This window comes from Actinosynnema sp. NPDC037264 (genome assembly GCF_055603705.1).
Window position 1 is genome coordinate 194,207 of sequence record NZ_JBVJVK010000007.1, and the last position, 24,710, is coordinate 218,916.

Annotated in this window: 19 protein-coding genes; 4 read left to right on the forward strand and 15 right to left on the reverse strand. The window is 71.7% G+C overall.

The features are described 5' to 3' along the window. The first annotated feature begins 84 nt into the window (after positions 1-84). The gene (locus tag ACZ7GX_RS11820) at positions 85-636 is read left to right on the forward strand and encodes a TetR/AcrR family transcriptional regulator (protein ID WP_498775572.1); all 552 of its coding nucleotides are present in this window, start codon (positions 85-87) and stop codon (positions 634-636) included. A 46-nt stretch (positions 637-682) separates the two neighbouring features. Here ACZ7GX_RS11820 and ACZ7GX_RS11825 read toward each other — a convergent pair whose 3' ends face one another. After that, the gene (locus ACZ7GX_RS11825; protein WP_498775574.1) at positions 683-1,126 is read right to left on the reverse strand and encodes a MarR family winged helix-turn-helix transcriptional regulator; all 444 of its coding nucleotides are present in this window, start codon (positions 1,124-1,126) and stop codon (positions 683-685) included. A 173-nt stretch (positions 1,127-1,299) separates the two neighbouring features. Beyond that, positions 1,300-3,252 carry a GTP-binding protein gene (locus tag ACZ7GX_RS11830; protein WP_498775576.1) on the reverse strand — a complete coding sequence of 651 codons (1,953 nt, stop codon included), beginning with the start codon at positions 3,250-3,252 and terminating at the stop codon, positions 1,300-1,302. 633 nt (positions 3,253-3,885) lie between these two features. On the opposite strand from ACZ7GX_RS11830, the gene ACZ7GX_RS11835 reads away from it, so the two are divergent. Then, positions 3,886-4,431: a hypothetical protein gene (locus tag ACZ7GX_RS11835; RefSeq protein ID WP_498775578.1), complete on the forward strand. Its 546-nt coding sequence runs from the start codon at positions 3,886-3,888 to the stop codon at positions 4,429-4,431. 61 nt (positions 4,432-4,492) lie between these two features. Here the strand turns inward: ACZ7GX_RS11835 and ACZ7GX_RS11840 are convergent, their stop codons facing one another. The 8 genes from ACZ7GX_RS11840 to ACZ7GX_RS11875 all read right to left on the reverse strand — a co-directional run bounded on the left by ACZ7GX_RS11840 (position 4,493) and on the right by ACZ7GX_RS11875 (position 17,821). Then, entirely contained in the window at positions 4,493-7,759 is a 3,267-nt protein-coding gene (locus ACZ7GX_RS11840; RefSeq protein ID WP_498775580.1) for a galactose-binding domain-containing protein, read from the reverse strand. Further along, a complete protein-coding gene (locus tag ACZ7GX_RS11845) occupies positions 7,756-9,186 on the reverse strand; it encodes a glycoside hydrolase family 43 protein (RefSeq protein ID WP_498775584.1) in 1,431 nt (476 codons plus the stop codon). The genes ACZ7GX_RS11840 and ACZ7GX_RS11845 overlap by 4 nt, the downstream gene beginning before the upstream one ends. A 9-nt stretch (positions 9,187-9,195) precedes the next feature. After that, the gene (locus ACZ7GX_RS11850) at positions 9,196-11,718 is read right to left on the reverse strand and encodes a beta-L-arabinofuranosidase domain-containing protein (RefSeq protein ID WP_498775586.1); all 2,523 of its coding nucleotides are present in this window, start codon (positions 11,716-11,718) and stop codon (positions 9,196-9,198) included. Positions 11,719-11,813: 95 nt separating this feature from the next. Then, a complete protein-coding gene (locus ACZ7GX_RS11855) occupies positions 11,814-12,656 on the reverse strand; it encodes a hypothetical protein (RefSeq protein WP_498775588.1) in 843 nt (280 codons plus the stop codon). Between the two features lie 63 nt (positions 12,657-12,719). Then, positions 12,720-13,526, reverse strand: coding sequence for a carbohydrate ABC transporter permease (locus ACZ7GX_RS11860; protein WP_498775590.1), 807 nt, complete (start codon positions 13,524-13,526; stop codon positions 12,720-12,722). Next, complete coding sequence (locus ACZ7GX_RS11865; RefSeq protein ID WP_498775592.1) at positions 13,523-14,488, reverse strand: carbohydrate ABC transporter permease; 966 nt, start codon at positions 14,486-14,488, stop codon at positions 13,523-13,525. Before ACZ7GX_RS11865 ends, ACZ7GX_RS11860 begins: the two co-directional genes overlap by 4 nt. 19 nt (positions 14,489-14,507) lie before the next feature. Further along, entirely contained in the window at positions 14,508-15,776 is a 1,269-nt protein-coding gene (locus ACZ7GX_RS11870) for an ABC transporter substrate-binding protein (RefSeq protein ID WP_498775594.1), read from the reverse strand. 131 nt (positions 15,777-15,907) lie between these two features. Continuing rightward, positions 15,908-17,821: a glycoside hydrolase family 127 protein gene (locus tag ACZ7GX_RS11875; RefSeq protein ID WP_498775596.1), complete on the reverse strand. Its 1,914-nt coding sequence runs from the start codon at positions 17,819-17,821 to the stop codon at positions 15,908-15,910. Between the two features lie 168 nt (positions 17,822-17,989). On the opposite strand from ACZ7GX_RS11875, the gene ACZ7GX_RS11880 reads away from it, so the two are divergent. Next, the gene (locus ACZ7GX_RS11880; RefSeq protein ID WP_498775598.1) at positions 17,990-19,015 is read left to right on the forward strand and encodes a LacI family DNA-binding transcriptional regulator; all 1,026 of its coding nucleotides are present in this window, start codon (positions 17,990-17,992) and stop codon (positions 19,013-19,015) included. Here the strand turns inward: ACZ7GX_RS11880 and ACZ7GX_RS11885 are convergent. Continuing rightward, positions 18,989-19,768: a TetR/AcrR family transcriptional regulator gene (locus tag ACZ7GX_RS11885; protein WP_498775600.1), complete on the reverse strand. Its 780-nt coding sequence runs from the start codon at positions 19,766-19,768 to the stop codon at positions 18,989-18,991. The genes ACZ7GX_RS11880 and ACZ7GX_RS11885 overlap by 27 nt on opposite strands. Before the next feature lie 230 nt (positions 19,769-19,998). On the opposite strand from ACZ7GX_RS11885, the gene ACZ7GX_RS11890 reads away from it, so the two are divergent. Continuing rightward, the gene (locus tag ACZ7GX_RS11890; protein ID WP_498775602.1) at positions 19,999-20,574 is read left to right on the forward strand and encodes a GNAT family N-acetyltransferase; all 576 of its coding nucleotides are present in this window, start codon (positions 19,999-20,001) and stop codon (positions 20,572-20,574) included. Positions 20,575-20,714: 140 nt separating this feature from the next. On the opposite strand, the gene ACZ7GX_RS11895 is transcribed toward ACZ7GX_RS11890, so the two are convergent. From ACZ7GX_RS11895 to ACZ7GX_RS11910, 4 genes are all read right to left on the reverse strand, one after another. Beyond that, entirely contained in the window at positions 20,715-23,018 is a 2,304-nt protein-coding gene (locus ACZ7GX_RS11895) for a heavy metal translocating P-type ATPase (protein WP_498775604.1), read from the reverse strand. Continuing rightward, positions 23,011-23,955 (reverse strand): DUF8832 domain-containing protein, encoded by a 945-nt coding sequence (locus ACZ7GX_RS11900; protein ID WP_498775606.1) that lies wholly within the window; start codon positions 23,953-23,955, stop codon positions 23,011-23,013. The genes ACZ7GX_RS11895 and ACZ7GX_RS11900 overlap by 8 nt, the downstream gene beginning before the upstream one ends. 107 nt (positions 23,956-24,062) lie before the next feature. Continuing rightward, entirely contained in the window at positions 24,063-24,269 is a 207-nt protein-coding gene (locus ACZ7GX_RS11905) for a heavy-metal-associated domain-containing protein (protein WP_498775608.1), read from the reverse strand. A 52-nt stretch (positions 24,270-24,321) separates the two neighbouring features. Continuing rightward, on the reverse strand, positions 24,322-24,603 hold the full coding sequence (locus ACZ7GX_RS11910) for a metal-sensitive transcriptional regulator (RefSeq protein WP_498775610.1): 282 nt from the start codon (positions 24,601-24,603) through the stop codon (positions 24,322-24,324). Positions 24,604-24,710: the final 107 nt, after the last annotated feature.

The window sequence follows — 24,710 nt, forward strand, 5'->3', positions numbered from 1 at the left end:
TTCGTGAACGCGAACTTGACAGTGACAAGATTGCGTGCGACCAGGCAACTTGTCAATGACTAGATCGCGGGTAGGCTGCCGGGGGTGACCACCGAGCGCCCGTACCACCACGGGGACCTGCGCCGCGCCGTCCTGGACGCGGCCGTCGAGGCGATCACCGAGCACGGCCCCGGCGGCGTCGGCCTGCGCGACCTGGCCCGGCGGGTCGGGGTGTCGCACGCGGGGCCGGTGCACCACTTCAAGGACAAGGCGGGCCTGCTCACCGCGCTCGCCGCCGAGGGCTTCACGCTCCTGGCCGACGCGCTGGACGCGACGGTGGCGGCCGGCGGCGACATCGTCGACCTGGGCGCGACCTACGTGCGCTTCGCGGTCGGGCACCGGGCGCACTTCGAGGTGATGTTCCGGCCCGACCTCTACCACGGCGACGACCCGGCGCTGACCGAGGCGCGCGACCGGGCCGGGGCGGCACTGGCGGGCGGCGTCGCCGACCGGCCCGACCCGGAGCTGGCGTCGGTCGCGGCGTGGTCGCTCGTGCACGGCTTCGCGACGTTGTGGAACACCGGCGCGCTGTCGCGGACCGATCGCGACCCGGAGGCGATGGTGCGGGCCTTCGCGGGCTCGATGTTCCTGACCTAGCCGACCCTCACCGCGTGCCGGCCCGCATCCCGGTGCCGAGCAACGGTCATCGGCCCTGCAACACCTCACCGAGGTGGCGCAGCGTCCCGGTGACGGCCCGCAGTCCGGTGGCGGGGAGGCGGGCGGCCAGGTCGTTCGCCCACTCCGCCTGTCGGAGCTCGACCTCGCGCAGGGCCGTCCGGCCGCGCGGGGTGGGCGCCAGCAGCCTGGCCCGGCGGTCGCGCACGTTGTCCCGGAACTCGGCCAGGCCCGCGCGGACCAGGCCGGTCGCCGTCTGCCGCACGGCCTGCCTGGTCAGCCCCATCGCCCGGGCCACGTCCGCGATCGTGCGCGGCCCGTGGTCCACCACGGCGAGCACCTGCCACCGGGCGCCGGTCAGGCCCGCGGGCCCGGCCAGCCCGTCACCGGCGGCGAGGAGCAGGCCGTGCACCCGGGACACCTCGGCCAGGAGGTCCGTGAACTCCCGGCCCGGATCGGACAGTGCGGTCACATCGGACAATCTGGCAGTTTGACAAGTACCTGTCAAAACCCGGGTGGACGGCGACGCGGCCGGCGGACGACGTGCGTTTGGCGGAGCTGGCCCGTCATGGCCGCCCTGCTTGACGGTGACCCGACCGCGGCCGGGATCGGGCTGACGGCTCGCCCGGTGGGGTAGTCACGGGGTCACCGGTCGACCAGGTTCCGGTTGGACAGGAACCGCAGGTACTCGTCGTGGTCGAGCGGGTTGCCGTCCGTCCTGGCCCTGGTCGGCGCCGGGCCGCGGACGCGGCGGGCGGGCCCCGGCTCGTGCCAGATGCTCCCCTCGCCGCGGGTCAGGCCCGGCAGGGCGGCGGCGAGGTCGTGCAGCGACCGGGCCGGGATGTCGCCCGGCACGAGCCACGACGAGCCGGACTCCGCGGCCGGGCCGAGGTCCGCGCCGAGCGAGAGCAGGAGACCGGTCACGGCGCTGAGCGCGTCGTCCGGCACCTCCACCTCGACCGTGTAGCCCGGCTCGTGGACCGCGCTGCCCGCCTGCCGCAACGCCCGCAGCACCACGATGGGCGTCAGGTGGCGGAAGTCGGCGGCGACCGTGCTCGGCGCCCGGTACCCGACGTGGGTGATCGTCACCGCGCAGTCGGTCACCTCCCAGCCGTGCAGGCCCTGTTGGAGCGTCGACGTCACCGCCTCCTCGATCGCCCGGTGGTAGGCCTTGGGCAGCAGGCCGAGCTGCGCCTGCCTGGTGAAGGTGTTGCCGGTGCCCGGCGGCAACGGCTCGACGCGCACGCCCACCGTCTGCCAGAAGTCGTTCGGTCCGCGCGGGGAGAACTCGTGCACGGACTCGCCCCGGCCCACCGGCCGTTCGAAGTACACCGGCCGGACCGGCTCGAACACCGCGACGATGCCGAACTCGCGCTGCAACCGCTCCGCGATCACCTCCCGCTGCACGGCCCCGTAGAGCAGCACGGACGTCGCGCCGCCCCCGGCCGTCCGGGTCCGGATGAGCGGGTCCTCGTCGGCCAGCCTGGTGAGCGCGGCGTGCAGTGCGGCCGCGCGGTCGGGGTGCTCGGGCCGGACGACCGACTCCAGGATCGGCGGCGAGAAGTGCGCCCTCGGCCCGTCGTCGTCCGCGCCCAACCGGTCGCCGACGCGCACCCGCGGCAGACCCCGCAGCCTGCCGATGTCGCCCGCGGTCAGCGGACCTGACCCGCCGCCGACGACCTCCAGCCCGGCGACGCGCCCCCGGTACTCCTCCACCGCGCCCGAGGCGTCCCGCCGCCGGAACGCCACCTGCTGCCGGCCGTGCAGCGTGCCGGAGAACAGCCGCAGGTAGGCGACCTTCTCGCCCTTGCCGGTGCGTTCGACGGCGAACACCGTGCCGCGCAGGTCGTCGGACGGCGCCGGGCGTGGCGCGAGGAACCGCCGCACGCCGTCGGCCAGTTCGGCCGTGCCGGCGCCGGACACCGCCGAGCCGAAGTACACCGGGTGCACCAGCCCCCGGCACGTCTGGTCCCGCAGCGGCCCGGACACGTCGTCGGGCACGTCGCCGTCGAGCACCCGGCCCAGCAGCGGCAGGTCGTGGTCGGCCAGGAGTTCGGCCGCCTCCGCCGGGAACGCGCCGTCGACGGACGGGCGGGCGACGACGGCCGCGTCACGCGTGCCGAGCCGCTCGACCCGCACCATCGGCAGCACGGCGGGCGTGAGCCTGCGGCGGATCTCGGCGAGCAGGTCGTCGTGCCGCGCGCCCATCCGGTCGATCTTGTTGACGAAGAGCAGCGTCGGCAGGCGCAGCCGCCGCAGCGAGCGCATCAGCACCCTGGTCTGCGCCTGCACGCCCTCGACCGCCGAGATCACCAGCACCGCGCCGTCGAGCACGGACAGGGCGCGTTCGACCTCGGCGATGAAGTCGGGGTGCCCGGGCGTGTCGACCAGGTTCACCTGGAGGTCGCCCAGCACGGGATCGCCCAGCCTGAACCACGCGACGGCGGAGCGGATGGTGATGCCGCGGCGGCGTTCCAGCTCGCCGCTGTCGGTCTGCGTGTCACCGCCGTCGACGCTGCCCAGCCGCGGGATCGTCCCGTGGTCGAACAGCAGCCGCTCGGTGAGGCTGGTCTTACCGGCGTCGACGTGCGCGAGCACGCCCAGGTTGAGGGTTCGAGTGGGAATGACGGTCCTCGAGGGTGTGGGAAGGGGCACCGGGACGGAGCACACCGTCGAGTCGCCGCATCTCATTCCTCCTCAAGGCTCGATCACCTGCCGCGGCCCACCGTAGAGCGGACGCCCCGATCGCGCCGGCCGATTACCGCCGACCCCGCGAGGTTCGAACCGCCGGCGGAAAGCACACCGGAGCACGGGCGTGGTCTGCCCGTGCTCCGGTGTGCCGACCGGTTCCCGCCCGCTCCCCAACCGGCGTGGAACCGTTCCCCCGTTTCCCCCTGTCCCCCCGATCCCCTTCCCCCCGATCCCCCCGGATCCCTTGTCCCCCGACTTCCCCTGACCTGCATCAATGGTGATCGACGAGGCGTACGGGAACAATGTCGCACCCCGGCCGCTCCGAGACCCCGTTTATTGCCGGTTTCCGGCAATCAAGCCCGTGCGCACGACTCGGCCGCCATACCACGGTTCGTTTGGTCAGAAAATCTCCCACTTGGCTGCTGTGCGGTAAGTTGCCGGCACTTAAGCTGGCTGTCCGACGACCCCTGCCGCAGCCCTCACGCCGTTCCCCGCCATCCCGGCCTCGGCGAGGGCTGCCCGTCGAAAGGACAGTCCCCCATGCGTACCGGTCGCTTCCGCGCCGCCGTCGTGGCCGCCGCCACGGCACTGCTCGCCCTCACCGGCGCGACGACGGCCTCGGCCGCGCCCGCCGAGGCCGTCCAGGACACCGTCTTCTCCCCCGCCGCCGACACCCCGGTCACCGCCCTGGTCACGAAGCTGACCCACGCCGAGGCCGCGGCCCGCTTCCGCGCCGCCGGCATCACGTGGTCCTCCAGCGGCGGGTGCAGCGACCGCAACAACCCGACCTGCACGTCGTTCTCGCAGATCAACCTGACGACGGTGCAGGGCGCCGAGACCCTCAAGCGGGCCACCGGCTGCGCGCTGAACATCACCGGCGGCACCGAGACCGGGCACGCCAGCGGCACCTACAGCCACTGGAACGGCTACAAGCTCGACTACAGCCTCTCCACGTGCCTCGGCAACTACATCCGCGGCACCTTCGCCTACATCGGTGGCAACAAGTGGCGCTCCGGCTCCGGGAACGTCTACTTCCTGGAGAGCAACCACTGGGACGTTACCTACTACAACTGCGGCGGCTGCTGACACCGCCGCGTGGAAAGGGGGACCGGCGGCGCGACCGGTCCCCCTCTTCACACCCGTCCGGTCACCCGAAGGCCTTCACCTCCAGCAGCCCGACCGAGTCCGTCCCGCTCTGGAGCACGACCCGCAACCGCGTCGTGCTCACCGGCGTGAACGTCACCTCCTGGTAGGCGTCCGTCGCCACCGGGTACCCGCTCGCACCGGCCACGTCGACGTAGGCCGACCCGTTCCAGTGCTGCACCTTCCACGACGCCGGCACGCGCACTCCCCCGTTGTCGTCGAAGAAGTACACCCGCGCCGAGCGCACCGACTGCGCCGAGGTCCACGTCAGCTCGGCCCACTGCTCGCCGGTGTTGGGCCAGGTGCCCCACCGCGGGTTGACGGTGTCGTTGGACGACGGCGGGTCGACGCCGTCGTTGATCGCGGCCACCGACTCCCACGGCGAGGTGTACGAGGCCGACGGCGTGGCGGACCCGGCCAGGTTCGGCGGGGGTTGCGGATCCGTGCCGCCACCCCGGTTGTAGGCCTTCACCTCGGTCAACCCGGTCTTGAACCCGGACGCGTGCGTCACCTGGACCCGGATCCGCTGCGTGGACACCGGCGTGAACCGGACCCGGTTGTAGTTGGCCTTCGGCGTCGTCGGCGTCTTGCTCTGCGCCGCCGCGGCGACCCACGCCGAGCCGTTCCAGTACTGGACCGCGTACGACGACGGCGCGCGGTACCGGTTGCCCGCCCGGTCGTCGCGGAAGTGCAGCCGCACCTCGTCGACCGTCCGCTGCTGCCGGAAGTCGATCTCGTAGTGGTCGGTGCCGTTCGGCGATCCCGACGTGCCCCACAGCGGCTCGTTGGTCGGGAACCCGTCCACCGCCGCCCCGACCGACGTGCCGGACGCGGTGTAGGACGCCGTGACGCCCGCGCCCTGCGCCAGGTTCGGCGTGGTCGAGGTCAGGTCGACGCCCGCCTTGGCGAACACGTCGACCATCCGCGCGCTGCCGTGCGCCACGCTCTGCGGCGCCTGCAACCCGCTGACCGGCACGCTGTGGTTCACCGTGCCGGCACCGGACGGGAACGTGACCTCGCCGCTCGCCGGGTTGTAGAGCACCCGGGTCAGCCGGTCGACGGTGAACGCGCGCGTGCCGTTGAGGTAGACCGAGTAGCCCTGCGGCACGCCGTTGTAGCGGGTGACGCCGTCGGCCGGGTCGTCCCACACCACGCTCAGGTCCATGTTGCGGTAGCGCAGGTTGTTGACCGCGAAGTGCGACCAGCCGATGTTGATCGGCGACAGCTCGATCCGGCTGTCCGTGCGCGGGCGCAGCCCGGCCACGTCCTCCACCACGGTCCAGTTGCTGCTGCCCAGGATGTTGTGGTGGATCCACGAGCGGTAGTCGATGGTCTTGGCGCCCGCGTTCCAGTTCGCCCAGAACTCGTTGGCGTCGGGCCACTGCGTGTTGCCGCCGACGTACTGCGCCCAGGTGTTCCAGTAGAGCAGCTTCTTGTAGTCCTCGGCGGTCATCCACTGGTTCGGGTAGTTGCGCAGCACCGAGGAGTACAGCCGGAACTGGACCGTGGAGTTGATGGTGGAGAAGTTGTTCGAACCGGGGTGGCCCGCCTGCGCCGCCTCGGCCTTGTCGCGCTGGTTGGCCGTGTAGAACGGGAACACCGGGTACTCGGCCGGGTCCGCGAACAGCCGAAGCGCCTGCTTGTACTGGTCGGTGTTCGGCATCAGGCCGACCGAGAACGGGTAGTAGTTGTTGATCTCCTTCCACGGCACGTGGGCGTTCGTGGCCACGTGCTTGTGCTCCAGCAGCTGCCGCGACGGGTTCCACAGCGTGGTCACCACGCCGTTGCGGATCCGGTCGGCCAGCGCCTGCATCTCGCTCGCCTTCGCCGTGTCGCCGATCAGCGCGTACGCCTGCCGCGCGGCCGACGCGCCGCTCCACACGTACGCCGTCTCGGCCCGGTCGAGGTTGCCCGCGCGCCAGTCGAACGACACCGCGTCGGCGTCGTTGCCGGTCATGGCGCCCCAGTCGTACTCGATGACGCCGTTGTTGTTGGTGTCGAACGTGGCCAGTTGGCCCTTCACGTCACCTTCGGCGTACTTGGCCAGGTTGCCCGCGATGGCGGGCTGGCCGCCGTGGATCTGGTAGCTGCGCCACGCCGCCTCGGAGATGTACTGGGTGTAGGAGTTGGACCAGTTCTCCGGGTCGCCGGGGTTGTCCATGAACCGGCCGCCCTTGGACGACTGGCCGACCGACAGCCACGGACCGTACGAGTAGACCGGGTCGCGCAGGTACTTCAGGTCGTCGATGTGCATCGGCTGGGTCAGCGCGATCGCGTTGTTGTAGCCGGTGACGCCCTCGATCGAGACCGGGAACTGGAAGTCCTGGCCAGGGATGTCCACGTCGAGGTGGTTGAAGCGCATCAGCCACCAGCGGTAGTAGACGATCTTCTTGATCGCCGGGTCGGGCACGTCGATGTAGGGGATGTGGTCGGCCCACCAGCGGTTGTAGTCGCGCACGTGGGTGGCCAACGCGACCGACGGCGAGTGGCCGCGGTAGGCGTTGTACTCGGTCAGCGACTCGGGGATCTCGTCGGTGACGAAGCCCATCACGACCTTGGTGGTGGTCGACTGGCCGGCGCCCAACGTGACGGACCTGGTCAGCACGCCGCTCGCGGCGGTGAACCCGTCGCCGGACAACCGCGGCCGGATGGTGGTGAGGTTGTTCTTCACCTGCCGCGAGCCGGTCAGCTCCGCGCCGCTGACCGTGGTCGCGTACGGCGAGGTGACGCGCAGCGGCAGGGTGGCGGACGCCGAGCCGGTGTTCGTGACGGTCAGGTTGGTCACGGCGACGTTGTTGTGCGTGATGAACTTCGCCACCTCGACCCGCACGCCCGTGCCGGTGTAGACGCCCTTCCAGTGGCTCGGGGCCTGCCACCGGCTCGACACCTGCTCGGTCAGCGTCCCCGAGCCCACGGTGACGGCGTAGGCGTTCTGGCTGCTGATGTTGTCCCAGTACGCAGCGTTGCCGCCGAAGCCGATCACGGCCGGGTTGTGGGTGTACATGAACGCGCCGCGACCGCGGGTCATCAGCCACGGGCCCGCCGGGTCGTTGCCCGGGCGGGCGAGCAGGCGGTCCATCCAGAAGTCCGTGCCGCCGCTCTCGGCGTCGTAGATGGCCTTCATCGTGCTGCCGGTGCTGTAGCCGACCGGCGGCGCGGGGATCGAAGGTCCGTTGAACGTCGGGTAGCCGATGGTCTGGGCGGCGGAGGCGCTGGGGACCGGCGCGAGGAGCGCGCCGAGCACCACCGCGGTCGCCAGCCGTCGGGTCACGCCTGGAAGGCTTGCCATTCCAACACCCCCGTCGAGAAGTCGGGCTTCGAGGTGATCGACAACCGCAGCCGCGTGGTGTTCACGGCGGTGAACGTGGTGGTGTTGAACGCGTTGCCCGCCACGCCGCACGCGGACTGGCCGGGCACGTCGACGTACGCGCTGCCGTTCCAGTACTGGACCTTGCACGACGCGGGCAGGTCGATGCCCTGGTCGTCGTCGAACCAGTACGTGGCCACCTTGTTGATCGAGCGGCTGGTCGGCCACTGGTACTCGACCCACTGCGTGCCGCGCTCGGGCCAGTTGCCGTAGGCGAGGTTCGAGCGGTCCGCGGAGCTCGCGGGCGTGCCGCCGTTGTTGAGCGCGGCCAGTGACTCCCACGCCGAGACGTGCGAGGTGGACGCGGTCGCCGAGGTGGCCAGGTTCGTGCCCGTGCCGGGGTCGGCGCCGGGGTTCGGCGGCGGACCGGTCGTGGTCTGGGTGACCTTGCGCATCGTGCCGTCGGCGTTGAAGTGCAGCAGGTCCACCGCGACGGACCGGCGGAAGTTGCCGCCGCCGGGCGCGTTGGCGTTGTGGTAGACGATGTACCACTGCCCGTTGAACTGCACCACGCCCGCGTGGTTCGTGGTCGAGGAGACCCGGTCGAGCACGACGCCGCGGTGCGTCCACGGCCCCAGCGGGCTGGTGGCCGTGGCGTAGCGCTGGCAGGCGTAGTTGGAGTCGGTGACGCAGCCGTTGGTGTCGTTGGCCGCGTACATCAGGTAGTAGAGGCCGTTGCGCTTGAACATCCAGGGCGCTTCCCAGAAGTTCGCCAGGCCCTGCGGCGTGACCACCGCGCCGTCCAGCTCGATCATGTTGGGCTTGAGCTTCGCCGCCCGCGCGCCCCAGTAGCCGCCCCAGTAGATGTAGGACTGGCCGTCGTCGTCGGTGAACACCGTCGGGTCGATGTTCAGCCCGGACGAGTTGGGCGTGCCGTCGCTGATCAGCGGACCGCCCTTGGCGTCGCGGAACGGCCCGAGCGGGTTGTCGCCGACCGCGACGCCGATGTCCATCCACCCCGCGCCGTTGCCGTTGACGGAGGTGTACCAGTAGTACTTGCCGTTCTTCGCCTCGACCTCACTGGCCCAGGCGTCCGCGCCCGCCCACGGGAAGGTGCCGATGTTCGCCTTCGCCCCGTGGTCGGTCCAGGTGGCGGCATCGGTCGAGGAGAGCACCCGCCACTCGCGCATGACGAAGTTGTTGGTGCCGGTGGGCGCTTCGTCGCGGCCCGCGTAGACGTACAAGGTGTTGCCGACGACCAGTGGCGCGGGGTCGGCGGTGTAGACGCTGGTGATGATCGGGTTGGCCGCGGACGCGGCCGGTGCGACGGCGGCGGAGGCGACGAGCGCGAGTGCCGCGCCCAGCTTCACCGCCCGATGTCGGGTGCGCATGGGTGAGTCCTAACGGTGGGGGGTGGTGGCTAGCGGCCGGTCGCGTGCAGGTCGGCCACTTCGGCGGCGGTGAGGGCGCGGCCGTGGACCCGGAAGCCGTCCACGGCGCCGTCCAGGTAGGGGTCGCCCGCGTACTGGGAGCGCCCGATCCAGTTCTGCGTGGTGCTGCCGAGCGCGGACGGCCGCACGGTCAGCGCCGTGTTGCGGGCCGCCTCGACGCCGTTGACGTAGAGCACGCCCAGGTTGCCCGCCTGCGTCACGGCGACGTGCGTCCACGCGCCGGCGGGCAAGGGGTGACGGCGCGTCGATGCGCTGCTCGGCGCTCGCGCCGCCGGTGGTGATGGCGAACCGGGCGCCGCCGGCCGAGCCGCCGCGCGGGGTCAGGAACAGGTAGGTGCTGGTGCCCGCGCCGAAGTCGAACACCCGCGCCCACGTGGTCACGGCGCCCAGCCACACCCAGGTGGCCACGCTGAACGCCGTGGCGCCCGCCAGCAGGCCGGCCGGCAGCAGCACGTGCTCTCCCGCCCCGCCGAGGTCGACCGCCGAGCCGGTGCGCCCGGTGGTCCACCGCGCGCCGCCGGCGAGGGTGGCGGTCCGGCCGTTGCCGGTGGCGTCGGCCGCCACCGAGCCCGCCGCCTCGTCGAACGGGTAGTGCGCGATGAACGGCGGCGGCGCGGGCGTGTCGGTGACGTTCCAGTAGACCGTGTAGCGCTGGCCGTGGGCCTGGTAGAACGGCAGCAGCGTCACCTGGCCCGTGCTCGCCGTCGCCGTGTAGCGCAGCGGGGTGGTCGTGGCCCGCAGGGTCCCGGGCTGGAGCGTCGGCATCGACGTCAGGTCGGTCGTGCCGTAGCCGCCCGCGAGCACGATCGGTCCGTGCTCGACCGCCTGCACGGCCGGGTTGTCCGGCGCCGGCTCCCGGGTCAGCGCCATCGGCAGGCTGAGGTCCACCACGTCACCGCTGCTCCACGTCCGGTCCAGGCGGGCGTACGTGCCCGGCACGGTCGGCACGTCCTGCACCGCGCCGTTGAGCTTGAGCTGGGCGCCGGCGGCCCAGGACGGGATGCGCACGCGCAGGTCGATCGGGCCGGACCCGGTGACGGTGAGGCGGGTGGACGGCGACTCGGGGAACGAGGTGTCCTGCCGCACGGTGATCCCCCGGCCCGGCCAGGTGAGCGTGGAGGCGATGAACAGGTTGACGTACAGGGTGTTGCCGGCGTGGAAGTAGATGCTGTCGGAGTGCTTGGTGTTGGTCTCCATCCCGGTGCCGTGGCAGCAGGTGAAGTCCTGGTAGTCGTTGCTGTACGTGCGCCGGCCGCCGGGCCGCAGCGGCACGTAGTAGCTGTGGTGGCCGTGCGCGGACGCCGGGTCCTGCCCGCCGAGCAGGTGGTTGTAGAGGGCCTTCTCGTGGAAGTCGAAGTAGTGGGCCCTCGGGTCGGTGCGGAACAGCTGGCGGGTCAGCTTGAGCATGTTGTAGGTGTTGCAGCACTCGCACGTGTGGTCCGACAGCTCCGACGCGATCCGGCCGGGCGCCTTGAAGTACTCGCCGTTGGAGTTGCCGCCGATGGCGTAGGTGTGCGTGCCCACCACGATGTTCCAGAAGTTGGTCGCGATGTCGCGGTACCGGGTCAGGCCGGTGGCGTGGTACTCGCGGATCGCGCCGACCGCCTTGGGGATCTGGGTGTTGGCGTGGTAGCCGTTGAGCGCGTCGACGTTGTTCGCCAGCGGGTCGAAGATCTCGGCGTGGTCGAAGTACTGCGCGGCGGTGAGGTGCGCCGGGTCGCCGGTGAGCTGGTAGAGGTTGGTCAGCACCTCGTTCATGCCGCCGAACTCGGTCTTGAGCATGTTCTGCCGCTGCGCCAGGGTCAGCCGGCCGTTGCGCCGGCCGACCCACGCCGCCATGCGGGTCAGCACGGTGAGCGCCTGGGCGTTGCCCGCCAGCAGGTGCATGTCCAGCAGGCCCGCCAGGATCTTGTGCAGGGTGTAGTAGGGCGCCCAGACCTGCTGGCGTGCTTCCACGCGGTCGATGAAGCTCTCCGGGAACGCGGACAGGTAGCCGGTGTTGAACCCGGCGGCCTGAGCCCGGTCCTGGCAGGTGGCGAGCTGGGCGACCAGGTAGTCGCCCTTGGTGCGGAACGCGGTGTCGCCGGTGCTCGCGTACGCCTGGGCCAGCGCGGTCAGCACGTGACCGGTGGAGTGGCCGCGCAGCTCGGTGGTCGGCGACTCCCACCCTCCACAGGGGACGGCCGACGACGGCAGGCCGACGTTGAGGCGGAAGGTGTGCAGCAGCCGGTCGGCGTCGAGGAACTTGAGGTAGGCGTGGGTGCGGGAGGTGTTGGTCTGGAACGGTCCGGCCAGCAGCGTCACCGCGCCGAGCGGGAACGCGTGCGCCGACGCGCCCGTGTCCGGTCTCGCGGCGGAGGCGACCGGGTCGGCGGCGGCGGCGGTGCTGCTCAGGGCGGGCAGGGCGGTGGCCGAGGCGACCACCGCGCCCGCTCGCAGCACGGCACGACGTGATGGAGTGGGCATGGACATGCGCGTCACCTTCCGTGACGTGGTGGCACAGGACTCGCGGTGGGGAGGAGGGCCGGCGCCCCCGGGGTGCAGGGCCGCGGGGGCGCCGGCGTCGCTCAGCGGCCGTAGCGGCTCTTCAGGTGCCGCCACCAGTCGCGGAACATCCACGCGTCGAACTCGGTGATGTTCCGGGCGCTGCCGGCCTTCATGATGAAGCTCGACACGCCGGTGGGCGTCCAGTCGTAGAAGTCGTCCAGACCGAACGTGTGCCCGATCTCGTGCAGCAGGATCGTCACGTCCGTGCTGCCGAGGTTGTTGACGAAGTACTCGCTGCCCATCCGCTGGCCCCAGTCGCCGCCCGCGCCGCCGCCCATGCCGGCGGTCAGCCACAACGACTGGTCGTAGTGCCGGGGCACCCCGCCGGGGCAGTTGCGGTACTGGCCGTCGCGGACGAAGAACCGGCCGCACTGCTCGGCGCACTGCGGCGCGTTCTCCCGGATGTTGTTGACGTAGATGTCGACCGAGTTGTCGCTCCACTGCAACGTGCTGCGGTCGCGCACGGCCCAGCCGACGACCTTGACGGGCACCTGCGCGTAGGGCCAGTTGTTGTGCCCCACCATCAGGTCCGTCCACGTCTTGTACTGCTCGGCGAGCTTGGCGTGGATGCGGTCGCGCAGCGACGCGCTCACCGGCGCCGACGAGTCCCACCGCACGCAGAAGTTCAGGTAGCCGCCGTTGACGAAGACCTGGTCCCAGCCGTAGTTGCGGAACCCGTACAGGTTGCCGTACGTGCTCTCCTGGTGCGACCACACCTGGTTCAGCGGGGTCACCAGGTTCGACGGCGGGCTCCACGTCGCCGGGTTGGCGGCGGCCGTGACGTCACGCGCCTGCTCGGCCTGCGCGACGCCCGCGCCGCTCACCGCCAGCGCGAGGACCACCGCGCCGAGCACCGTTCTCATCCATGATCGTGACACGATCATCTTCCTTCCGATTGCCGGACGAAGCAGCATCGGACAGCGGGGTCAGCCCTTGACGGCGCCTGAGGTGAACCCGCGGACGTAGCTGCGTTGCATGGCGGCGAAGAGCACGAGGCAGGGAACTGCCATGAACACCACCCCCGCTTCGAGGGCGGCGTAGTCGATCGACCCGTGGCTCGCGGTCCGCATGTTGACCACGGCGAGGGTGGTGGTGAACTTGTCGGTGGAGTTGAGCAGGATCAGCGGCGCGAAGAACTCGCTCCACGAGGTCAGGAACGCGAACAGGCCGACGGTCACCAGGCCCGGCCGCACGGCGGGCAGCATGATCCGCACGAGGGTGCCGGCGCTGGTGCAGCCGTCGACCCGGGCCGACTCCTCCAGCTCCAGCGGCACGGCCTCGAACGAGTTGCGCATCAGGAACACCGAGAACGGCAGCTGGAACGTGATGAGCACCAGGCTCAGCCCGACCAGCGAGTCCTCCAGCCCCAGCCACCCCAGCAGCACGTACAGGGCGATGAGGATCGTCGCGTACGGCACCATCAGGATCGCCAGCGTGAGCAGGAACAGCGCGTCGCGGCCGGGGAACCGGAACCGGCCGAACGCGTAGCCGCCGAGGGTGGCGGTGAACAGCGTGCCGCCCACCGTGAGCGCGCTGACGACCACGCTGTTGAGCACGTGCTCCAGCCGCACGCCGTTGGCGGAGGTGAACAGCCGGGCGTAGTTCTCCAGCCCGAACCCGGTGTCCGTGCGCACGGACGCGAACCCGGCCCACACCAGCGGGAAGAGGAACAGGATCGCCAGCGCCGTGCCGGTGACGTAGTAGCCCCGGCGGTTGCCCGCGGTGGTCTTCACGACGACCTCCGGCGCAGCACGCGGAACTGGATGGCGTTGAACACCACGAGCACGACCAGCAGCACCACCGAGATGCCCGCGGCCGAGCCGAGGTCGAGCCGGATGAACGCCTCCCGGTAGATCACCATCACCAGCGAGGTGGTGCTGTTGTCCGGCCCGCCGCGGGTGAGGATCCAGAACTGGTCGAACGCGAGCAGCGAACCGGTCGTCATCAGGGTGAGCACCAGCGCGATCGTGGGCCGCATCAGCGGCACCGTGATCCGCCGGAACGTCTGCCACCGGTTCGCGCCGTCCACCCGGGCGGCCTCGTAGACGTCCGGCGGGATCGCGTGCAGCCCGGTCAGCAGGATCAGCATGGTGAACCCGGCGAACCGCCAGAGCACCAGCAGCACCGCGGACCCGAGCGCCGAGCCCGGGCTGCCGCTGGTCCACGACACGTACCCGTCGACCAGCCCGAGCCACGACAGCAGGTCGGTCACCGGCCCGATCTCGTCGCTGAGCAGGCCGAGGAACAGCAGGGACGCGCTGGCGAACCCGACCGCCGTCGGCAGGAAGAACGCGGTGCGGAAGAAGCCGACGCCCGGCCTCCGGTGCTGCACCAGCAGCGCCAGCCCGAACGCGACCACGAACAGCAGCACCGTGATGACCACCGTGTACTTGACCGTGAACCAGGCCGCGGAGCGGAGCAGCTCGTCCTCGCCGATGCCGCTGTAGTTGGCCGGCGCGTTGAACTTCGCCTTGCCCAGCAAGGGCCAGCGGTGCAGGGACATCCAGACCACGAGCGCCAACGGCACCAGGAAGAACAGCCCCACCACCACGGCGGTCGGCGCGGCGTACGCGGCCCCGACGAGCGCGCGCAGCCGACGGCCCCTCCGCGCCGGTCGCGACTCCGAACGCGGTCGGGGTGCGCGCGCGCCCGGTGCGGCCGTCGTTGCCGGGTTCGACGTCGTCGTCGTGGACATCCGAGCCTCCGGTGGCTGCTCAGCCCTGCTGGAGCGACTTGGTGATGGCGGTGTTGCCGTCGGCCAGCGCCGTGCCCGCGTCACCGAACAGCGCGCCCCGGACGGTTTGCAGCCACGGGCTCTGCGGGTCGTTGAACGAGACGTTGAAGTTGCGCGCGTACGGCGTGCGGCCCTTGGCCACCAGGCCGTTGACCAGCACGGTGCGCGGGTCGGCCGAGGAGTACTTGTTCTCCGCCAGGTCGGTGCGGGTCGGCACGCCCTTGTTCTTGGCGACGACCTCGACCTGCGCCTCGTCGGACGTGGTCCAGGACAGGAAGTCCCACGCCTGCTCGGCCTTCTCCGAGGTCGCGCCGATGCCGAGCGCGTCACCGCCGACGAAGGTCGACTCGCCGCCGGCGAGCCCGCTGATCGGGGCCACGCCCAGCTTCAGGCCCTTCTGCTCCAGCGCGTCCAGCCAGACCGACGGCGCCGGCGCGATGCCGACGTTCCCGCTCTGCAACGCGCCGAGCCAGGTGGGACCGGCCTCGTCCTTCGACGCGGGCGCGGCCACGCCCTGCTCGTACAGCTCGCGGTAGAGGGCGAACACGTCGGCCATCTCCGGCGAGTCGACCCTCGCCTCCTCACCCTCGGGGTCGAGCACGTCGCCGTTCGCCGCCCAGACCGACGGCCACAGCGTGAACTCGACGCACCCGCCGCAGTTGCCGCCGAAGTACGTGCCGTTGACGTCACCGCCGAGCTGGTCGACCTTGCGGGCGTGGTCGGCGAACTCGCGCAGGGTGCGCGGCGGCTGCTCCGGGTCGAGGCCCGCCTTGGCGTAGAGGTCTTTGTTGTACAGCAGCACGGACAGGTCGATCGTGTGCGGCAACGCGAAGTTCGCGCCTTCCCACGTGCCGGCCTTCAGGTGCGACGGCGCGAGCCGGTCCTTCACGGGCAGCGCGGCGAGCCGCTCGGTGACGTCGGCCCACAGGCCCTGCGAGGCGTACTGGGGCGCGAACACCACGTCGGCCGCGAACAGGTCGGGCAGCGACTTCGCGCCCGCCGCCGACGCGAGCTTGGCCGGGTACTCCTCGTTCGGGTAGGCGGTCACCTCCACCTTGTTGCGGTGGGTGGCGTTGTAGGCGTCGGCGTAGGCCTTGGAGACTGATTCGGTCGCCGCGCGGGTCCACAGCGTCAGCACCGCGCCGTCGTCCGCGCCCGCCGGGCCCTCGGCCCGCTGGTCGCCGCACGCGGCCAGCACCAGCACACCCGCCGCCACGGCGGAGGCAATGCGAAGCCCTCTGGTTTTCACCGGTCTCTCCTTTGAGCACGGTCCGGGTGGGTCATCAGGTGGTGGTCGGTCGGGGTCCTGCGTCGGTCGGGGTCCTGCGTCGGTCGGGGTCCTGCGTCGGTCGGGTCTGCGGCGGTCGGGTCCCGGGTCGGTCAGGTCCTGGGCAGCCAGACCCGCATGGTCGAAGGGCCGCCGCGCGCCCAGCGGTGGTACGGCACGAGGGTCAGCGGGGTGGTCGGCCCGGTGGCGCCGTCGGTCGGCTCCGGCGGTCCGTAGGGCCACGCGTCCGGGCGCGGCGCGTCGAACCGGGCCTGGACCTCGACGCCCGCCTCCGCGTCGACCGGCGGCACGGTGTCGTCCACGCGCAGCGCGTCGAGGTCGGCGTCGCCGTCGGACTCGGCGCAGTACACCAGCGGCCCGCGTTCCACGGCCACGCAGCCGCGCGTCGCGTCGATCCTCGGGTCCGGCGCGGTGAAGCGGGGCCGGGTCGGCAGCTCCAGCCGGATCTCCTCGCCGACCGCGAACGACCGGTACACCACGATGTCGCCCACCGGCACCTGCCGCCGCCCGTGGGTGGTGACGAGCTCCGCGCCCACCGCCCACCGCGGCACCCGCAGGGTGATCGACCACGGCTGGTCGTCGGTCTTGGTCACGCGCACGGCCACCGCGCCCTCGTCGGGGAGACCGGTGCGCACCTGCAAGCCCACCTCGCGGCCGTCGTCGAGCCGGGTGGAGACCTCGGCGTCGACGTACTGGTGCAGCCGCACGCCCGTGTCGTCGGCCGTGACGAGGTAGCACGAGAGCCCGGCCAGCAGGCGTGCCGCGTTCGGCAGGCAGCACGACACCTCGAACCACGGCGCCCGCGGCCCGCCGCCGAACCCCAACTGCTCCTCGTCCCGCGCCAACGCGGCGGTGGGCGTGCGCTGGTGCAGGGTGTGCGCGTAGAAGAAGGACCGGCCGTCGTCGCCGATCGCGGTCGCGACGACGTTGTAGAGGATCCGCTCGATCACCTCGTCGTAGCGACCGTCGCCGGTGGCCAGCAGCAGCCGCCAGGCCAGCATGATCGCGGCCACCCCGGCGCACGTCTCGGAGTACGCGCGGTCCGACGGCAGCACGAAGTCGTCGCCGAACGCCTCGTCGGCGTGCCGCGAGCCCATGCCGCCGGTGAGGTACGTGCGCCGGGCCAACGTGCGGTCGAACTGGGCGGCGACGCTCTGGAGCAGCTCGTCGTCGCCCGTCTCGACCGCGACGTCCACCGCGCCGGCGGCCAGGTAGAGCGCGCGCACGGCGTGGCCGTGCAGGACTTCCGCCTGCCGGACGGGCCGGTCGTCGCTGAAGTACGACCAGCCGAAGTGGTGGCGCGGCAACGTCCGGTGGCCGCGGCGTTCGACGAAGAGGGCGGCTTGGTCCAGGTAGCGCTGCTCGCCGGTGAGGCGGGCCAGCTCCACGAGGCCCAGCTCGATCTCGGGGTGGCCGCAGACGCCGGGCGTGCCGTCGGGTCCGAACGCCTCGCAGACGTGGTCGGCGGCGCGGCGGGCCACGGCCAGGAGCGGGTCGTCGTCACCGCCGCGGGTGCGGGCCCGCGCGACGGCGGCTTGCAGCAGGTGCCCGGTGCAGTAGAGCTCGTGGCCCCACAGCATGTCGCTGTACCGGGCGGGTTGGCCCGGGCGGCCGAACGCGGTGTGCAGGTAGCCGTCCGCCGCCTGGGCCGCCGCGATCGCGCCGGTCAGCTCGGTGATCTGCGCGTCGAGGGCGCCGGGCGCACCCGTGCGGCCGACCTCCCAGGACATCGCCTCCAGCAGCTTGTAGACCTCGGAGTCGGTGAACTCCCGGCCGCGGCGGGTGGCGGAGCCGGCGTCGGGGCCCGCGAAGTTGCCGGTCCAGCCGAGCCGGTCCATCCACGACCGGGCGTGCGGGATGGTGGCGGTGGCGTTGACGTCCTGGCGGGCCCGCCAGAAACCGCCGGTGATGCGGACCTCGTCCTGGCCGAGCGGGCGCAGCTTCCCCCGCGACGGCACGACGGGACGTCCCCCGACGGCAGTGGTGTCCGGCGACGTCACTGGCATCCCAACCTCCCGCGGTCCGGTGTGCTCGTCCAGCACTCTGGCAGCCGAAAACCTTTTCGGCAATCGTCCTTGTGGTGTCTCGGAAACGTCGTCCACGATGGCGGTTCATGGTCGTGAAGAGCGCCTACAATCGATTCGGCGTTCGACAAACTTTTCGAAAGGCTTTCGATGGGCAGACGGCGGTCCGACGCGGTGACCCTCAGCGACGTGGCGCGGCTGGCCGGCGTCTCGATCTCCACCGCGTCCAAGGCCATCAACGCCAGGGACGAGGTCGCGCCCGCCACCCGCGAGCGCGTGCTGCGGGCCGCCGCCGAGTTGTCGTTCCAGCCCAACGCCCTGGCGCGCGGGTTGATCTCGGGGCGGACGCGCACCATCGGCCTGCTCACCGACGAGCTCGGCGGCCGGTTCGCCATCCCGATCCTGCTGGGGGTGGAGAACGCGTTGGCCAACGAGCAGATGTCGGTGCTGCTGTGCGACGCGCGCGGTGACGCGATCCGGCGCCGGCACTACATCAGCACGCTGCTGGCCAGGCAGGTCGACGGGTTCATCATCCTGGGCGACGACAACGACATCCGGCCGTCGCTGACCCGCGACATCCCGGTGCCGGTCGTGTACGTCTACTGCGAGTCCAGCGACCCGGACGACCTGTCGGTGATCGCCGACGACGAGGGCGGCGCGCGCCTGGCGGTGGAGCACCTGGTGTCGTTGCAGCGCAAGCGGATCGGCCACATCACCGGGCCGCAGACGTATCGCGCGGCCCGTGACCGCGTGACCGCGTTGCACCGGGTGCTCGCCGAGCACGGGTTGGGGCTGGCGGGCGGCGCGCCGCTGTACGGCGAGTGGTCGCAGCGCTGGGGACGGCACGCGGCCCGGATGCTGCTGGCCACCGATCCCGAGGTGGACGCGGTGTTCTGCGGCAACGACCAGATCGCGACGGGGGTCGCGGACACGTTGTCCCGCTTGGGGAAGCGGATACCGGAGGACGTGGCGATCGTCGGCTACGACAACTGGGAGGACTTCGCCGCCGACTGCCGGCCGCCGTTGACGACCGTGGACCTGGACTTGGAGCGGTTGGGCACGACGGCGGCGCGGTACCTGTTCGACGCGTTGGACGGGAGGCGGCCGTCGGGGGTGATCCGGCAGCCGTGCCGGTTGGTCGTGCGTGAGTCAACCTCGGCGATCGGGCATGCGTGAGCCGGGTTCGTGGGGGTTGGGTCCGGTGTTGTGGGGTTCGTGGGTGTTGTCGAGTTTGTGGGGCTCGTGGGTGTTGTCGGGTTCGTTGAGGGCGTTGGGGTCGTCGGGTTCGAGGAAGACGGCGATGCCGTCCAGGACCCGGTGCAGGCCGAAGTCGAACCAGCCGTCCAGGTCGGCGGTGGTCGGCGGGTCGGCGGCGGCCAGTTCGGTGAGCCAGGGGTAGCGGTTCGAGCCGACCACGCCCCCGAGGCGGCCGAGCCGGGCCTGCCACCAGCTGCGCGAGCTGACGCCGGTGTCCCGGGCCGCCTCGAACTCGGCCACCGCCATCAGGGCTGTGCCCTGCACGTACCCGCTCACCAGCAGGTACACCGGGAGCGCGGTGCGGTGGTCGAGGGCGAGGGCGGAGAGGAAGCGGTCCACGGTCTCCAGGAGCGAGCGGCCCAGTGGCGGGCGGGTGGTGGCGAGGGCGGTCAGCGACCACGGGTGCCGTTGGTAGAGCGCCCACTCCTCGCGGGCCTCGTGTTCGAGCAGGGCGCGCCAGCCGGTCGCGTCGGGCGGGGGTGGGCGGTGCTCGGCGAGGACGGTGTCGACCATGGCCGTGACGAGGTCGTCCTTGCCGGACACGTGGTGGTACAAGGACATCGTGGAGGTGCCGAGCCGGGCGGCGACGAGTCGCATCGAGACGGTGGCGAGCCCTTCGGCGTCGGCGAGCTGGATGGCGGTGCGGACCACCAGGTCGCGGTCGAGCGGCACTGCGGGCACTTTGTCCACAAAGGACCGTCGAGGGTGCGCGCCGTCCTTGCGCGCGCGGTAGGCCCGTGCCTGGCAGGCCCGGCCGCAGTACCGCCGCGGTCGGCCCCGGGTGGGCGGCGCGAGTTCGGTGCCGCAGTGCGCGCAACGCACGGTCGACCTCCTTTTCGTCACGCTGCTGTTGTGTGACGTATACCGTCGAACATGCTTGGGCGTTGGGAAACACTGTTCTTGTGTACAGCGTACAAAGAATCGCCGATGTCGATGAGCTGGACCGGATCGCCCCCGTGTTCGCGGCCGCGTGCGCGGACGAGGCGGTGACCGCGTGGGCGATGACCGGCCACGACTTCACCGAGCTGTTCCGCGAGTGGCTGGCCCGCGCGTTGACCGAACAGGAGGTGGTGGTCGCCGAACGTGACGGGGTGGTCGTCGGCGTGTCCACGTGGATGGCGGTGGAGTCGGCCGAACCCTTGCGGCGGCAGGCGGACGCCTTGGCGGAACAGGCCCGGGCGAACCCGGCGTTGCGGCGGATGGCGGCGGCGGTCGCGCTCCCCCACCCCGACGTGCCGCACCTGTACCTGGCGTCGATGGCGGTGGTGCCGGAGAGCCGGGGGCTCGGCGTGGGCAGCGCCATCCTGCGCCACCGCCTCAGCCGCGCCGACGCCGAGCGCCAACCGGTGTACCTGGAGGCGAGCACTGCGCGCAGCGCCGCGCTCTACGCCCGGCACGGCTTCACCCCGTCCGGGGCCCCGATCGCCCTCCCCGAGGGCGGCCCGCTCCTGCGCCCGCTCTGGCGACCCCCGCACTGACCCGTGTGTCGAACGTTCAAGCCCCGCGTGTCGAACGCTCAGATCCTGCGTGTCGAACGCTCAGGCCCTCGAGTTCAACCCTCAGGTGCACGTGAAGTGGGCCGGAGCCACGTTCGGCTCCGGGCCACGGTGCGGCGCGGTCAGACGGCGGCGGGCACCTTGTCCTGCGCCGACTCCGCCGAACGGCTCGGCCGCGAGTCGGTGGTCGCGGTGCTGCGGAACCCGCGCAGCCGCAGGCTGTTCGACACCACGAACACCGACGAGAACGCCATCGCGGCACCCGCGATCATCGGGTTGAGCAGCCCGGCCGCCGCCAGCGGCAGCGCGGCGACGTTGTACGCGAACGCCCAGAACAGGTTGCCCTTGATCGTGGCGAGGGTCCGCCGGGACAGCCGGATCGCGTCCGCCGCCGCACGCAGGTCACCCCGCACGAGCGTCAGGTCGCTCGCCTCGATCGCGGCGTCGGTGCCGGTGCCCATGGCCAGGCCGAGGTCGGCCTTCGCGAGGGCGGCGGCGTCGTTCACGCCGTCACCGACCATCGCCACGACCTTGCCCTCGCCCTGGAGCCGGGCGACCACGTCCACCTTGTCCTTCGGCAGCACCTCGGCGATGACCTCGGTGATCCCGACCTCGGCCGCGACCGCGCGGGCCGCCGCCTCGTTGTCACCGGTCAGCAGCACCGGGGTCAGGCCGAGCGCGCGGAACTGGCGGACCGCTTCGACGGACGTGGGCTTCACGGTGTCCGACACGACCAGGACCGCTCGCGCCTCGCCGTCCCACGCCACCAGGACCGCGGTGCGCCCCTTCTCCTCCGCCGCACGCTTGGCCTCGGCCAGCGGACCGTCCAGGTGGACGCTCCACTCGGCCAGCAGGCGCTCACGCCCCACGATCAGCGCGTGCCCGTCGACCACGCCCTGCACGCCCAGTCCTTCGAGGTTCTGGAAGCCCTCGACCTCGGGCAGCTCGCCCGTCCGCTCGAGGGCACCGGCCGCGACGGCCTTGGCGATCGGGTGCTCGGAGGCGTGCTCCAGCGCACCGGCCAGCCGCAGCACCTCGTCCTCGTCGACGCCGGGGGCGGTGTGCACCGACACCAGGCTCATCCGCCCGGTGGTGACGGTGCCGGTCTTGTCCAGCACCACGGTGTCGACGCGCCGGGTCGACTCCAGCACCTCCGGCCCCTTGATCAGGATGCCCAGCTGCGCGCCGCGCCCGGTGCCGACCAGCAGCGCGGTCGGCGTGGCCAGGCCCAAGGCGCACGGGCACGCGATGATCAGCACCGCGACGGCCGCCGTGAACGCGCCCGACACGCCACCGCCCGCGCCGAGCCAGAACGCCAGGGTGCCGACCGAGAGGGCGATCACGACGGGCACGAAGATCGCCGAGATCCGGTCGGCGAGCCGTTGCGCCTGCGCCTTGCCGTTCTGCGCGTCCTCGACCAGCTTGGCCATCTGCGCCAGCTGGGTGTCGCTGCCGATCCGCGTGGCGCGGACCACCAGCCGACCACCCGCGTTGACGGTCGCGCCGACCACCGCGTCACCGGGACCGACCTCGACCGGCACCGACTCGCCGGTCAGCATGCTCGCGTCGACCGCCGAACTGCCCTCGGCCACCACGCCGTCGGTGGCGATCTTCTCCCCCGGCCGGACCACGAACCGGTCGCCGACCGCGAGCTCGCCGATCGGGACGCGGACCTCGCGCCCGTCGCGGAGCACGGCGACGTCCTTCGCGCCGAGTTCGAGCAACGCGCGGAGGGCGGCGCCGGCACGGCGCTTCGACCGGGCCTCGAAGTAGCGGCCCGCCAGGATGAACGTCGTCACCCCGGCCGCGACCTCCAGGTAGATCGCGCCGGCGCCGTCGGTGCGCGAGATCGTCAGCTCGAACGGGTGTGTCATGCCGGGCGTGCCCGCGGTGCCGAACAGCAGCGCGTACAACGACCAGGCGAACGCCGCGATCGTGCCCATCGAGATCAGCGTGTCCATGGTGGCCGCGCCGTGGCGCAGGTTCGCCCACGCGGCGCGGTGGAACGGCCACGCGCCCCAGACCAGCACCGGCGCCGCCAGCGTGAGGGAGATCCACTGCCAGTAGGTGAACTGCAGCGCCGGGACCATGGCGAGCAGGATCACCGGGACGGAGAGGACCGCGGACACGAGCAGCCGCTGCCGGAGCACGGCGGTCGGGTCGTTGGCGGTCGGGTCGTTGGGGGTGTCCGGGGTGTCGGTCGAGGGGGTGGGCGGGGGCAGGGCGGCTTGGTAGCCGGCTGCCTCGACCTGCTCGACCAGGGTCCGGGGGTCGAGGTCGGCGGGGAACGTGACGCGCGCCTTCTCGGTCGCGTAGTTCACCGTCGCGGTCACGCCGTCGAGCTTGTTCAGCTTGCGCTCGATCCGGGCCGCGCACGAGGCGCAGGTCATGCCGGTGATCGCCAGTTCGATCCGGGTGTCAGCCATGGCCGTGCTCCTCCTCCGCCCCTTCGGCGTGGGCGCCGTCGGTGCCCACGGTGAACTCGGCCGTGCGCACGACGCCGTCGTGCTGGAAGTCCAGGAACAGCCGGTAGCCACCGGCCGACGGCACCTCGGCGACGAATGCGATCTCCGGGCCGGCGGGTGTCCTGCCGTCACCGGGAGCGCCCTCGGGGTGCACGTGGAGGTAGGCCAGGTCGCCCTCGCGCAACGCCACCAGGTGACCGTACGCCGCCAGGTAGGGCTGCAGGTCGGTGACCGGCACGCCGTCCTTGCTCACGGTCAGCCGCACCGGCGAGGCCTTGCCGGGCACGAGGTCGCCGTCGAGGCGGACCTGGTAGCCGTCGACCTCGGCGACGCGCGACGGCTCGTGGGCGCGCGGTTCGAACGCACCCGCCGCGTTGACGTCGACACCGAGCGTGACCCCTTCGCCACCGGTGGGCTTGAAGTCGGCGAACACGCGGTAGCTGCCGGCGTCGGGCAGGTCCAGCGGCACGGTCCACGTGCCGTCAGGCGCCATCTCGGGGTGGACGTGCCGGAAGTTGGAGGTGTCGCGGCGGACGGCGATGAGGTGCATCCGCTTGTCGTGCTCGACGTCGTAGGCGGTGACCGCCGCGCCGTCGGGGCCGAGGATGCGGAAGGAGAAGGAGTCGGTTCCCGTGGTCAGCGTCGTGTCGGTGGGCGTGAGGGTGTAACCGCCCCTGGACGACGCCAGCCCCGCGGGCTGGTCGTTGCGCGCGGTCTCCGCGACGGTGCCGCTGTGGTCGTCCCCGTGGCCGGCGCCCTCAGCACCGGACGTGTCGTCGTGGCCGCTCGGAGCGGCTTCGACGGCGAAGGGACCGACAGCGCTACCGGCCGCCCAGGCGCCACCGGCGACCAGGGCGAGTACCGCACCGTAGGCGGAGAGCTTCGCTGCTGTGTTCATTGGTCAGTCCTCGAGACTGGTGGAGCCCGTCACGTCCGACGGGCTCCGGGGTTCGGCTGCTGTGCCGTGATCAGGTCCTGGTCGGGATTGATCGGGGTGGTCGTGGGTCAGCCCGCGAGGGCGTAGCCCGCTTCCTCGACGGCCGCGCGGACGTCCGCCTCGGCGACCGGGGCGGCGCTGGTCACCTTGACCGCGCCCGTCGGCAGGTCGACGTTCACGCCGGTCACGCCGTCGATCTTGGTGACCTCTTCGGTCACGGAGGCGACGCAGTGGCCGCAGGTCATGCCGGTGACGGTGAAAGTGGACTCGGCCATCGGGTGCTCCTGGTTCGTTGATCCGGTGTGACTCGGGTGGCGTGCGCAGCCGCTAGGAACGCACCAGGCGGGCGATCGCGTCGCTCGCCTCGCGGACCTTGGCGTCGGCGTTCTCGCCACCCTGGGTGAGGGCGTCCGCTACGCAGTGCTTCAGGTGCTCGTCGAGCAGACCGAGGGAGACCGCCTGGAGCGCCTTGGTCGCCGCGGCGATCTGGGTCAGGACGTCGATGCAGTACTCGTCGTCCTCGACCATCCGCTGCAGCCCGCGGACCTGCCCCTCGACCCGGCGCAAGCGCTTGAGGACGTCGTCCTTGCCGGAGGTGTAACCCCGCATGTCCACTCCCTTCGGTCACCTGTTGCGTGCCCGTCAGGGATATTCATACCCCTGGGGGGTACCTGAGTCAACTCGGACGTCAGGTGGGGTGACTGGCGTCACCCACG

What these genes read in the sequence shown, in the direction of transcription:
- ACZ7GX_RS11835 (WP_498775578.1), top strand. Translation starts at nt 3,886, where the DNA reads ATGCGTACCGGTCGCTTCCGCGCCGCCGTCGTGGCCGCCGCCACGGCA.
- ACZ7GX_RS11845 (WP_498775584.1), bottom strand. Translation starts at nt 9,186, where the DNA reads ATGCGCACCCGACATCGGGCGGTGAAGCTGGGCGCGGCACTCGCGCTC.
- ACZ7GX_RS11850 (WP_498775586.1), bottom strand. Translation starts at nt 11,718, where the DNA reads ATGTCCATGCCCACTCCATCACGTCGTGCCGTGCTGCGAGCGGGCGCG.
- ACZ7GX_RS11855 (WP_498775588.1), bottom strand. Translation starts at nt 12,656, where the DNA reads ATGAGAACGGTGCTCGGCGCGGTGGTCCTCGCGCTGGCGGTGAGCGGC.
- ACZ7GX_RS11865 (WP_498775592.1), bottom strand. Translation starts at nt 14,488, where the DNA reads ATGTCCACGACGACGACGTCGAACCCGGCAACGACGGCCGCACCGGGC.
- ACZ7GX_RS11875 (WP_498775596.1), bottom strand. Translation starts at nt 17,821, where the DNA reads ATGCCAGTGACGTCGCCGGACACCACTGCCGTCGGGGGACGTCCCGTC.
- ACZ7GX_RS11880 (WP_498775598.1), top strand. Translation starts at nt 17,990, where the DNA reads ATGGGCAGACGGCGGTCCGACGCGGTGACCCTCAGCGACGTGGCGCGG.
- ACZ7GX_RS11895 (WP_498775604.1), bottom strand. Translation starts at nt 23,018, where the DNA reads ATGGCTGACACCCGGATCGAACTGGCGATCACCGGCATGACCTGCGCC.
- ACZ7GX_RS11900 (WP_498775606.1), bottom strand. Translation starts at nt 23,955, where the DNA reads ATGAACACAGCAGCGAAGCTCTCCGCCTACGGTGCGGTACTCGCCCTG.
- ACZ7GX_RS11905 (WP_498775608.1), bottom strand. Translation starts at nt 24,269, where the DNA reads ATGGCCGAGTCCACTTTCACCGTCACCGGCATGACCTGCGGCCACTGC.
- ACZ7GX_RS11910 (WP_498775610.1), bottom strand. Translation starts at nt 24,603, where the DNA reads ATGCGGGGTTACACCTCCGGCAAGGACGACGTCCTCAAGCGCTTGCGC.